The sequence below is a fragment of the Alloprevotella sp. Lung230 genome (assembly GCF_014385435.1).
Lineage (GTDB): Bacteria > Bacteroidota > Bacteroidia > Bacteroidales > Bacteroidaceae > Alloprevotella.
The window spans coordinates 86,585-99,050 of record NZ_JACSUD010000008.1 but is presented as its reverse complement, the minus strand read 5'-3'; the positions used below and the strand labels follow the sequence as shown (position 1 = coordinate 99,050).

8 protein-coding genes are annotated in these 12,466 nt (G+C 55.6%); 7 read left to right on the top strand and 1 reads right to left on the bottom strand.

The window, feature by feature from the left end; genetic code table 11:
* Positions 1-32: 32 nt before the first annotated feature.
* Entirely contained in the window at positions 33-1,430 is a 1,398-nt protein-coding gene (locus H8527_RS06150; protein ID WP_187546541.1) for an undecaprenyl-phosphate glucose phosphotransferase, read from the bottom strand.
* Positions 1,431-1,678: 248 nt separating this feature from the next.
* Between H8527_RS06150 and H8527_RS06145 the strand changes: the two genes are divergently transcribed.
* From H8527_RS06145 to H8527_RS06110, 7 genes are all read left to right on the top strand, one after another.
* Entirely contained in the window at positions 1,679-5,557 is a 3,879-nt protein-coding gene (locus tag H8527_RS06145) for a TIM-barrel domain-containing protein (protein ID WP_187546539.1), read from the top strand.
* An 870-nt stretch (positions 5,558-6,427) separates the two neighbouring features.
* Positions 6,428-7,036, top strand: coding sequence for a transposase (locus H8527_RS06135; RefSeq protein ID WP_222935124.1), 609 nt, complete (start codon positions 6,428-6,430; stop codon positions 7,034-7,036).
* 112 nt (positions 7,037-7,148) lie between these two features.
* Positions 7,149-7,355, top strand: a complete 207-nt coding sequence (locus H8527_RS06130) for a hypothetical protein (protein WP_187546535.1) — start codon at positions 7,149-7,151, stop codon at positions 7,353-7,355.
* 320 nt (positions 7,356-7,675) lie between these two features.
* Positions 7,676-8,794, top strand: coding sequence for an undecaprenyldiphospho-muramoylpentapeptide beta-N-acetylglucosaminyltransferase (gene murG, locus H8527_RS06125; protein WP_187546533.1), 1,119 nt, complete (start codon positions 7,676-7,678; stop codon positions 8,792-8,794).
* Positions 8,795-8,917: 123 nt separating this feature from the next.
* On the top strand, positions 8,918-10,288 hold the full coding sequence (gene murC / locus H8527_RS06120) for a UDP-N-acetylmuramate--L-alanine ligase (RefSeq protein WP_187546531.1): 1,371 nt from the start codon (positions 8,918-8,920) through the stop codon (positions 10,286-10,288).
* A gap of 21 nt (positions 10,289-10,309) precedes the next feature.
* A complete protein-coding gene (locus tag H8527_RS06115; RefSeq protein ID WP_222935123.1) occupies positions 10,310-11,047 on the top strand; it encodes a cell division protein FtsQ/DivIB in 738 nt (245 codons plus the stop codon).
* 12 nt (positions 11,048-11,059) lie between these two features.
* Positions 11,060-12,445, top strand: coding sequence for a cell division FtsA domain-containing protein (locus tag H8527_RS06110; RefSeq protein WP_187546527.1), 1,386 nt, complete (start codon positions 11,060-11,062; stop codon positions 12,443-12,445).
* Positions 12,446-12,466: the final 21 nt, after the last annotated feature.

The window sequence follows — 12,466 nt, the reverse complement described above, 5'->3', positions numbered from 1 at the left end:
GTATACGCGCGCGAGGAGCGAAGCATCGGCGCTCAATAGGCCGCTTTCTCTCCGGTCTTCCAGATGGTGCGGAGGATGATGGAGATGTCGAGCCAGAAGGTCCAGTGCTCCATGTACCAGATGTCGCGCTGCACGCGCCCTTCCATCTGCCAGAGTTCTTTGGTCTCGCCACGGTAGCCCGTCACCTGCGCCCAGCCCGTGATGCCGGGTTTGATTTGGTGGCGCAGCATGTATTTGTCGATCAAGGCACTGTATTGTGCGGTGTGGACGAGCATGTGGGGGCGAGGACCGACGAGGCTCATGTCGCCCAAGAAGACGTTGATGAGCTGGGGGAGTTCGTCGATGTTGGTGCGGCGCATGAGTTCGCCCACGTAGGTTTTGCGTGGGTCGTTGCGGGTGGCTTGTCGGCTGTCGGCATCGGCATTGACGCGCATGGAGCGAAACTTGTAGCACCAAAACTCCTTGCCGTCCTCACCGCTGCGCTTCTGCTTGAAGAAGATGGGGCCACGGCTGGTGAGTTTGATCCACGTGCCGAAAATGAGGAGGAGCGGTGGGAAGAACACGAGGAGAGCGAAGGTGGACATCACGAGGTCGAACGTGCGCTTGATGATTCGGTTGGTCATCTTCTCCAGCGGTTCGCGGCGGATGGAGAGGATGGGCACATCGCCGCCGAGGGTTTCAAACTCCACGCGACGCCTGAGATAGGTCGTCACGTTGGGCACGACGTAGAAGCGGATGAGGTGGTTTTCGCAGAAATTGATGATGGGCATAATCTCCGCCGACCGCGTTGAGGACAGTCCGCAGAACACCTGGTCGAGCCAGGGATAATGTTCGTGCAGATAGTTCACCGCACGCTCGGGAAGGCCGAGGTAGGGGATGTGGGCCGAGAAGGCGGAAACCTCTTGGTCGGCAAAATAGCCCATAGCGTTGTAGCCGGTGTGCTTGTTGAGCACCGTCTCTCGAAAGACGCCTTCCAAGCTCGCTTCATTGCCGATGAGCACAATCTGGCAACTGTTGCGCCCGCGCCGACGCACCACTTTGAGCAAGCGGCGCAGGATGATGCGACTGATGGCAGCCAGCACGAAGAAGGCGGGATAAATCGTCCAAAATCCACGCATCTCCCGCGCATTGTCCACAAGCAGATAGGTGGAAGGAATGCCGATGGCAGCCAAGAGGACGCTGCGCTGAAAGATGTTGCGCACAATCTGGTCGAGGCGCACGATGCGCAGATGGAGCACCACGCTGTTGCGGCCGATGAACAGCAGGTAGATGAGCGTGTTGAGCACAAAGAGTTTGAACACATCAAGGGTGAGGATGGTCTCAATGTCGCTGAGCCATCTGAAACCAATGAGGATGAGCAAGAGGAGGATTAAGTCCCCCACCATCACGAGAGCGGGGAGCATCCGGTCGAACTTTGTGGAGAATTTCATAGGTAATGAGATAAATGCCTATTTAAGGCCGAGAGGCGTTATGGGTATTGGGCAAAAGTAATCATTTGTTTTGATTTAGTAGAGTTTGCATCTACAAAAAGTTCCTTTTTGTATGAAATAAAACGATTTACTTGGAAAGGCTGTCTTTTTTTGCACAGTAGAAGTGGAGGAATTGCCCCTCTTTTCTTTCGCAACCGCACAGAAAATTGTAACTTTGCTCCACACAAACATACAACTCTTTTCCATCCATGAAACAAACCCAACTTCCCTTCCTCCTCTCTTCCATGGCCGCCTTTGCCATGGTGGGCGGTGGATTGTCCCCCCTCGCACTTGCGGCACAAAACAGCGACAAACTGCAACTCGTGCAGACCGGCCCCGGCAATCTGGCCAAAACCAAGATTTACGGTGCACGCAAAATCAACGACCACGCCGTAGAACTGCTCAACGAACGTGGGCAGAAAATCACCATCGACTTCTACGGCCCCAACATCTTCCGATATTTCCAAGACTCCGTGAGCAACGCTGTGCGAAAGCCCGTCGCCAAGCCCGAGGCCGACATCCTCGTGGAGCAACCCCGCAAGGCGGCCGGCGAGGTGCAGCTCGTCACTTCCGACCGCTACTACACCCTCGCCACAGCGGCTGTGGAGGTGAAGATCGACCGCGTGACCGAAACCCTTTCCGTGACCGACCTCCGCTCCAACCGCGAGGTGTTGCACACCACTGCCGCCCCGACTTTCCAACAAGAAGGCGTGGGACTGACGCTGGCGTGCGAAGACAATGAGTTCTTCTACGGCGGCGGTGTGCAAAACGGCCGCTTCTCCCATCGCGGACAACGCATCGCCATCGAAAACACCAACAACTGGGTGGACGGAGGTGTGGCTTCGCCCACACCTTTCTACTGGTCGACGGCGGGCTACGGTGTGATGTGGCACACCTTCAAGCCCGGTCACTACGACTTCGGCGCGGCAAAGAAGGGCGAGGTGGAACTCTATCATTTCGACAAATACATCGACCTCTTCTTCATGGTCGATGCGCAGCCCACGGCCTTACTCAACGACTTCTACCAACTCACGGGACACCCTGTCCTATTGCCCAAATTCGGTTTCTACGAGGGGCATCTCAATGCTTACAACCGCGACTACTGGACAGAGGCCAAGGACGGCAAGGGCTTCATGAAGTTTGAAGACGGCAAGACCTACAACGAAAGCCAAAAGAACAACGGCGGCATCCGCGAGAGCCTCAACGGCGAACTCAACAATTATCAATTCTCCGCCCGTGCCGCTATCGACCGCTACATCAAGCACGACATGCCGCTCGGCTGGTTCCTCCCCAACGACGGCTACGGCGCCGGCTACGGACAGACCGCCACGCTCGACGGCAACATCGCCAACCTCAAGAGCTTTGGCGACTATGCCCGCTCGAAAGGCGTGGAAATCGGCCTCTGGACACAGAGCGACCTCCATCCCAAAGACAGCATCGAAGCCCTCTTGCAGCGCGACATCGTGAAGGAGGTCAAGGACGCCGGCGTGCGCGTGCTCAAGACCGACGTGGCCTGGGTGGGCTGGGGCTACAGTTTCGGACTGAATGGTGTGGCCGATGTGGGCAAAATCATGCCTTTCTACGGCAACAATGCCCGCCCCTTCATCATCTCCCTCGACGGCTGGGCCGGCACACAGCGCTACGCCGGCATTTGGAGCGGCGATCAGACAGGCGGTGAGTGGGAATACATCCGTTTCCACATCCCCACTTTCATCGGTTCCGGACTCTCGGGACAACCCAACATCTCTTCCGACACCGACGGCATCTTCGGCGGACGCAACATCCCCATCAATGTGCGTGAGTTCCAGTGGAAGACGTTCACTCCCATGGCGCTCAACATGGACGGCTGGGGCGCCAACCCGAAGTATCCCGAAGCGTTGGGCGGAAAGAGCGTGGCACTCAACCGCTGGTACCTCAAACTCAAGAGCGAACTGATGCCTTATCTCTACACCGCTGCTCACGAGGCGGTGAGCGGACGCCCCATGATTCGCCCCATGTTCATGGAAGAGGCCAACGCTTTCACCCTCGGCAAGCGCACGCAATATCAGTTCATGTGTGGTGATGCTTTCCTCGTGGCCCCCGTCTACCAAAACACCGCCGCCGACAAGGAGGGCAACGACCGCCGCGACGGCATCTACCTCCCCAAAGGCACGTGGATTGACTACTTCACGGGCCACCGCTACGCCGGCGGACGCATCCTCAACCACTTCGATGCGCCCCTCTGGAAACTTCCCGTGCTGGTCAAGGCCGACGCCATCATCCCGATGACGAACCCCAACAACAACCCGGGCGAAATCCGCAAAGACTTCCGTGCCTACGAGATTTATGCCGACTGCGGAACGACGGCCGAAGAATATGACGACGACGGCCGCACCACGGCCTACCTCAACGGCGAGGGCATGACCACACAACTCCACACGAAGGTGAAAAAGGACGTGCTCACCCTGCACATCGACAAGGCTGTGGGCAACTTCGACGGTCTCGTCCCCGACAAGCAGACGGAACTGCGCATCAACGTGACGGCAGCCCCCAAGCGCCTCACTGCTCGTGTGGGCGAAAAGAAGGTGAAACTCACCCGCGTCGCCACCCGCGAAGCCTTCGACCAGGGCGACAACGTGTGGTTCTACGACGCGCGCCCCAACCTCAACCTCTGGGTGAAGCCGGGCGAAGAGAGCGTGGGAGAAGTGGTGAAAAATCCGCAACTCCTCGTCAAGGTGGAGAAGACCAATGTGAAGTACAACGCCCTCTCGCTTGAGGTGAAAGGCTTTGTCTTCAAGCCCGCCGAACACCTCCTCACCCACCGCGGCCCGCTCGCCGCCCCTGTGCTCGACAAGGGCCGGAGCGACCTGCAAGCCTACACCCTCACTCCGGCTTGGAACAAGGTGGACAATGCCGACTACTACGAGGTGGAGTTTGACGGACAGCTTTACAGCACCATCCGCGACACCCGCCTCCTCTTCGACCAGCTCACTCCCCTCACGCCCTACTCCTTCCGCCTCCGCGCCGTCAATGCCGATGGCGCCGGACCGTGGAGCACCTTCAGCCTCAACACCGTGAGCGACCCGCTCGAATGGGCGGTGAAGGGCGTGCGTGCGCAAACCACCGTGGCCAACCAAGGCGGGCAGGGCACCGACAAACTCTTCGACCGCGACCTCAAAACGATGTGGCACACGGCGTGGGACAACAGCAAGGCGCTGCCCTTCGACATGATTGTCGATCTCCGCGCCGTCCACCAGCTCGACCGCATCGAATACGTGCCTCGTGAGGGCGCCGGCAACGGCACACTCCTGCGCGGCACTTACGCTCTCTCTACCGACAGACAGACGTGGAGCGAACCGACCGCCTTCACGTGGACGAAGGACGATGCTCACAAAACCCTCGCCTTCACCGCCGACCAGACAGCACGCTACGTCAAGTTCCACATCGACGAAGCGGTGGGCGGCTATGGTTCGGGCCGCGAGATGTATGTCTTCCGCCGTCCCGGCACAGAGGGTGTCATGCAGGGCGACATCAACCGCGACAAGCGCGTGGACGAAAACGACTTCACCTCCTACATGAACTACACCGGCCTGCGCCGCGGCGATGCCGACTACGACTACGTGGCCATCGGCGACATCAACCGCAACGGCCTCATCGACGCCTATGACATCTCCTGCGTGGGTGTGGAACTCGATGGCGGTGTGAGCAATGCCAACACCAAGGTGAGTGGTGCCCTCGTGCTCACGCCTTCGGCCAAGGCCTTCAAGGCTGGTGACGTGCTGGAGGTGAAGGTGAGCGGCAAAGACCTCCACGCGGTCAATGCCCTCAGCTTTGCCCTCCCCTACAATGCCGACGAACTCGAATACCTCGGCCTTGACCTCAAGGGGATGAAGGAACTGGTGAACCTCACCTACGACCGCCTGCACTCCAACGGCAAGAAGGCGCTCTATCCCACCTTCGTCAATCGCGGCAACAACTTCCTGCTCGAAGAGGGCGCTCCCGAACTCTTCACCATCAAGTTCCGCGCCAAGAAGGACGGTCGCTTCAACCTCCGCCTCCAAGACGGCCTCCTCGTCGACCGCAACCTCGGCACCGTCAGCTTCGACTGACGCACGCCGTCTCCCGGGCGCTCATCCCGCACACTTCCAAGAAGCCGCATCGCTCCCACGATGCGGCTTCTTTGCGTCTTTCTGTTTTCCTTCGTGACAATGTGCTCAAAACGAAATCGGGCTGACCTTCAATCAGCACGCTTACTGCGACCGTCCTACCCCACGAGAACGTGGAGTGGTTCAAAGGCATTGCTTTCAGCAACAGCAGCCAACTATACGAAAGAGGAGACTTAAGCACTGCCATGGCAAAAAAACTCATCCTTCTTTTGAGAATACTCGTCCACTCCCTTTCGAGTAGGAGCGTTTTTATGTCACACTTTCCACCACTTTGCTGGACGAAAAGAGGCTTAAGGGTCAAACTCTCTTGTAGGACAATTCAAATTCTCTTATAAGACAATTTCGGTCTTCATAGGAGGAAGATGGATCATCGGTGTATTCAAATAAAAAAAGGCTTAATGGTCAAATGTACTCCTGAAAGAGGTCATAATGCTCTCTTTTTCATACCTTTGCAGGTACTCATAGTACTATAATGGAAATTCATCGTAAAAAAAGTGTCCCAAATGCGGTTCTCATGAAGTAATCCGCAAAGGAGTTAAAGGTGCAGCCTCATATTGGTATTGCAAGATTTGTCTAAGTTATTTTAGTGGTCGTTGGAAGGTCAATAAAGCAGCTATAGTAGAGTTCTACTTACAAGGACGCCATACACTGCATGAAACAGCCCAAAAGTATGGTATTCCAGTTTCTACTCTACAACGATATCTCAAAAACGCGTCCAAAACTCAGAACGTGACCCTTTCGATTCATCCCATTCCAATAACGCTACAAATGGAGGCCACGTATTGGGGTCGAAACTTTGGAGTCGTCATTTTTATGGATGCTTCAACGCACCGAGTCTTACACTATCGCTTCTTGCGTAGTAAGGAACGAGTTTGTGATTATCAAGCCGGCATTTCTTATCTCCAAAATCAAGGCTTTACAATTGGAGCCATTGTAAGTGATGCATTATCAGGCATTAAGGAGGCTTTTCCAGAGATTCCTTATCAGTATTGTCAGTTTCATCAACTTCAGCGAATACGACATTTGCTCACAACTAATCCACGTTTGCCTGTGGCCAAAGAACTCACGTCTTTGGCACACCGGCTTACACAAACGAATCATTTAGATTTTGAACAATCTCTTGAAAAGTGGGAGCAAAAGTGGAAAGATTTTCTACAAGAAAAGACTTATGGAGAAGAGGGTAAATGGCATTTCACTCATAGAAGAACGCGAAGTGCTTTTTACAGCTTAAAACGCAATCTAAATGCACTATTTACCTTTGAAAAATTCCCTATCCATCAGGTTCCGCGCACTAACAAGGCTATAGAGTCTCTCAATTCTGTATTGAAGATGAGATTGCGTATTCATCGTGGACTTTCGATAGAAAAGAGAGAACTGCTTATCGGAAACATATTAGGAGCTTTCAACCCCGATAAACACTAAGGATTTGAGCTATTCTAGGAGTACATTTGACCATTAAGCCAAGAATCCCTTCACGCTGACGGCAGGTTTCGTAACGGGTAATCCTACCCGCACCTACCAATGGCAGCGCAGTTTGGACAAGACCACGTGGACGAACATCGCAGGTGCTACGGACCAGACGTACACAGAGACGCAGCGCTATGGTTCGATTGTTTACTACAAGCGTATCACTTCTGCCGGTACGTGCTCTACGGAAAGCCCCATCATTACGGTGCGCTTCAAGAAGCGCTATCCTGCTATGGTGAATCCCCACCTACGCCAGCGTGTGCTGACGGAGTGATAAACTTACTTTTCTCTACAACTACGTAAGTGTACGTGGTTATTTGACCGAGGCCCTCCTGCCCCGAACGATGTATAGCTATTATGAGTTATAGCAATATGTGTGAGAGTACATCGTTACGGAAAGGAGCGGCCTCGGTTTTCTTTTTTTGGAGAGCCCATATCAGAATATCTTGTTTGCAGATAACAAAGCAGGAAAAGTTTTTCCTACTTTTTTGTTCGACCAAAAATGTTTACAACCCACTTTTTTGAGGAGAAAGTTCGTTTTCTCCAAAATAATTTGTTACTTTTGCTCAGTTTACCAAAAATGCCCACCTACTTATGAGCGAACTCCGAGTGATTATCAGCGGAGGCGGCACGGGAGGACACATCTTTCCGGCCATCTCCATCGCCAACGAAATCCGTATGAAGCGTCCCGATGCCCAAATCCTCTTTGTGGGGGCCGAAGGGCGCATGGAGATGCAGCGCGTCCCCGCTGCGGGCTACCCTATCGAGGGATTGCCGATAGCAGGATTTGACCGCAAACGCCTGTGGCGCAACTTCGGAGTGCTGATCAAAATCTTCAAGTCCAAACGCAAAGCGCGCCGCATCGTCCGCGAGTTTCGGCCGCAGGTGGCGGTGGGCGTGGGCGGCTATGCCAGCGGACCCACACTGAGTGTGTGCGGCGACATGGGCATCCCCACGTTGCTGCAAGAGCAAAACTCCTATGCCGGAGTGACCAACAAACTGCTTGCTCGCCGCGCTCGGCGCATCTGTGTGGCCTATGAGGGTATGGAGCACTTTTTCCCGGCCGACCGCCTTGTGCTGACCGGCAACCCTGTGCGACAAAATCTGCTCCACCCTGCCGCCGGTCGCGCCGAAGCCTTAGCCGCTCTCGGGCTGGAAGAAGGGAAGCGCACGGTGCTCATCATCGGCGGCAGTCTGGGCGCCCGTACCCTCAACGAAAGTGTGCTCCACCACCTGGCGCTGATTGAGGGGCAACATCACCTTCAGTTTCTGTGGCAGACGGGTAAGTTTTACAGCCAAGAAATTGCCGAGCGCCTGAAAGCCCAAGGTTGTCCGAAAAACCTCCACGTGACGGAGTTTGTCGCCGACATGGCTTCGGCCTATGCCGTGGCCGATTTGGTGATCAGCCGTGCCGGTGCATCGAGCATCAGCGAACTGTGCCTGCTGGGCAAGCCCTCTATCCTCGTGCCTTCGCCCAATGTGGCCGAAGATCACCAGACACACAACGCCATGGCACTGGTGCACAAAGACGCGGCGCTGCTGATGAAAGACGCCGAAGCCGTGGCACAACTCCTCCCGCTGGCTATTGACACCGTGCAAGACAGCGCCCGCCTGCAACTCCTCTCGCACAACGCGCAGCTGCTGGCCAAACCCCATGCAGCAAGCGACATTGCCGACGAGGTGATTCGGCTCGCCGAAGCAACCCAATCTTGAAAGGGCGTTTTTCCCACGAGTCGTTTTTCCACGAAAAAGAAAAAAGGAGAAAACGCTTGCACAACAAACGCTTTCTCCTCACTGCAACACTCCACTACTCACTACACGAACCCTCAACAGGTCATGACACCCTATACATCCGTCTATTTCCTCGGTGCCGGCGGCATCGGTATGAGCGCTTTGGAGCGCTATTTTCTCAAGCAAGGTCTGCACGTGGGCGGCTACGACCGAACCCCTTCGCCCCTGACCGACGCCCTGAGCAAGGAGGGCGCAGACCTCCACTTCGAGGACGACCCTGAGTGCATCCCCGAGAAATTTCGCCACCCCGAGCACACCTTGGTAGTCTACACCCCCGCCATTCCTGCCGACCATCGCGAGATGGCGTGGTTCAAGGCCGAAGGCTTTGAGCTCCGGAAGCGTGCCGAAGTGCTGGGCGTACTGACGCGCCAAAAGAAAGGACTTTGCGTGGCGGGGACGCACGGCAAAACGTCGACATCGGCCATGACCGCACACCTCCTCCATCAAAGCAGTGTGGGGTGTAACGCCTTTTTGGGGGGCATTACCAAAAACTACGGTACGAATTATCTGCTCTCTGAAACGAGCGACTATGTGGTGATTGAAGCCGATGAGTTCGACCGCTCTTTCCATCACCTCCGCCCTTACGCCACGGTCATCACCTCGGCCGATGCCGACCACCTCGACATCTACGGCACGGAAGCGGCCTATTTGGAGAGTTTCGCTCACTACACCAGTCTCATCCAGCCCGGTGGAGCGCTTGTCGTGCATCGCGACCTACGTTTTGAGGAGCGTCTGCAAACTGGTGTGCGCCGCTACGACTATGCCCGCACTGAAGGCGACTTCCACGCCGAAAACATCCGCATCGGCGGCGGGCGCATCGTCTTCGACCTCGTTTCACCCATCGAAAATGTGCGCGACATCGAACTGGGCGTCCCCGTGAGCATCAACATCGACAACGGCATTGCAGCTTGTGCTTTGGCACAGATTGCCGGGGTCGATGCCGACAGCATCCGCCGCGCCATGGCCTCGTTTGGTGGAGTGGATCGCCGCTTCGATTTCAAAATCAAGACGGACAAATGTGTCTTCCTCAGCGACTATGCACACCACCCGGCCGAAATCCGACAAAGCATCCTATCGCTCCGTGAAGTGTTCGACGGTCGCAAAATCACCGCCATTTTCCAACCCCACCTCTACACCCGCACCCGCGATTTCTATCACGAATTTGCCGACGCCCTCTCCATGCTCGACGAGGTGATTTTGCTCGACATCTATCCCGCACGGGAAGCCCCGATAGCGGGTGTGACTTCGCAAATCATCTTCGACTGCCTCCGTCCGGACATGCAAAAGCGCCTGGCCCACAAGGAAGACCTACCGCAGATTGTGGAAGAAGGCCATTTCGACGTGCTCGTCGTCCTCGGTGCCGGCGATGCCGACAACTATTGCGCACAACTGACCGAAATCCTCCAACGAAAATAAACGCTTTTCTTTCTCCTCGCTATGCGCACTGTGCTCAAACTTCTCCTCCTGCTGGGCATCACCGGCTACTTGATTTTCGTGGTGATTAAGTTCTCCACGCATCAGGACGCATCGCAGTGCAAAAGCGTCAACATCGTCATCGCCGACAGCGCACAAGCCACCCTCATCACCGCCGCCGATGTGGAACAGATGCTGCGCAAACACAGTCTCTACCCCTTGGGGTGGTCCATGAAGGACATCAGTCCACTCAAGATTGAACAAAAACTCAATGCCGACCCCTTCATCGAACACACCCTCTGCGTCAAAACCCCGGGGCAAAACGTACAAGTGGTGGTGAAACAACGCCTTCCCCTCCTGCGCATCCTCTCCGAGAACGGTGACGACTACTATCTGGACAACAAAGGCATTCGAATGGAAGCTCGTGGCTACGAAGCCGACGTGGCCGTGGTGACGGGACATGTCGACCACCGCTTTGCCAAAGTTCATTTGGTGGAACTGGGACGCATCCTCCACAACGACCCTTTCTGGCAGGCACAAATCCAGCAAATCAACGTCACTCCCCATCACGACATCGACATGGTGATGCGAGTGGGCGACCCAATTGTGCATTTCGGTGCACCCGAGAATTTTGCGCGCAAACTCCGCAACCTCCGTGCGTTCTACGAAAAAGTGCTGCCGCAAGTGGGTTGGCACCGATACAAAGAAATCTCCGTGGCCTATGGCAACCAAGTCATCGGCATCAAATCATCGCAAAAATAAAATATATCAGATATGGCAAAAGAGAACTCCAACAGCTTTGTGGCTGCCATTGTGCTCGGTTCTTCCAAAGTGACGGGCATCGTGGGGCGTAAAGAGCCCGAAGGCATCATCAATGTGCTCGCCTATGTCGCCATTCCCTCTGTCGACTTCATCAACAAGGGGTGCGTGTTCAATGTCGAGAAAATGACCACCAACCTCAAAACCATCCGTGAGCGGCTGGAGGAGCAGGTCAATCGCAGCATCGGCCGGTTCTACGTGGCCATCGATTGCAAGGCCACGCGCTCCATCATCCACAGCATCAACAAGGAGTATCACGAACGCCTCACCATCACCCAAGAGTTGCTCGACAACCTCCTCGTGCTCAATCGTGAGGAGAAAGCTGCCGACCGCCTCTATCTGGAATCCATCCCCTTCGAGTATAAACTCGGCACCATCGTCACCACCGAACCGCTGGGCGTGATGACCGAAAGCATTCACACACAATTCCTCAACATCTCCTGCAACGCCACTACGGTGGAAACCATCGAAACGTGCTTCCGCAAAGCCGGATTGCCCATCGAGCGCACCACTCTGGCCGCCACCCAACTGGCCACGGTGGTCACCTCCGAACAGGAGCGCACCTCAGGCTGCGTGTTTGTCGACATGGGCAGCGAAACCACCACGGTGGCCGTCTACAAGGGCAAACTCCTGCGCCATCTGGCCGTCATCCCCTTGGGAGGGGCCAACATCACCCGCGACATCGCCAACATCCTCAACTGCGAGGAGAGCGAAGCCGAAACCCTCAAGCGCACCTATGGCTATCCCGACATACAGCACCTCGACGACGACTCCGACCAAATCATCCCCTTGCGCGATGGCAACCGCACCTATAAGCAAGGCGACCTCTACGACATCATCGGGGCACGCGTGGAGGAGATAGTGCAAAACATCAAGCACCAAATCGACCTTTCCGGCTTCACCCGCGAAAATCTCGTCAACGGACTTTTCCTCATCGGTGGTGCCGCCCAACTGCCCAACATCGGCCGGGCTTTCGATGCCCACTTCAAGGACTGGAACATCCGTTTCTCCAAGACGCCCACCCGCCTGAGCGTGAGCTGCGAAAACCGCAACTTCAACGACGGCGGCACGTTCAACGTTGCCCTGGCGATGGTGGTAAACGGGGAGGCCAACTGCAACGCCGGCGAACGCACCGTGCAGAAGGACTTGTTTGAAAGCCATCCCACACCCACTCCTGCCGACCCCGCGCCGGAATCCGCTCCCACCCCTGCTCCCGAACCGGAATCGGAGCCGCAAGAGCCCACTCCCACGGTGAAGGAAAAGAGCAAGACTTCCATCTTCTCCAAATTCTTCTCCAAGACCAAGAAGACCCTTTCCGGGCTCGTCACCGAAGAGGATTAAAGAGAGGGCTAAAAATCTCAC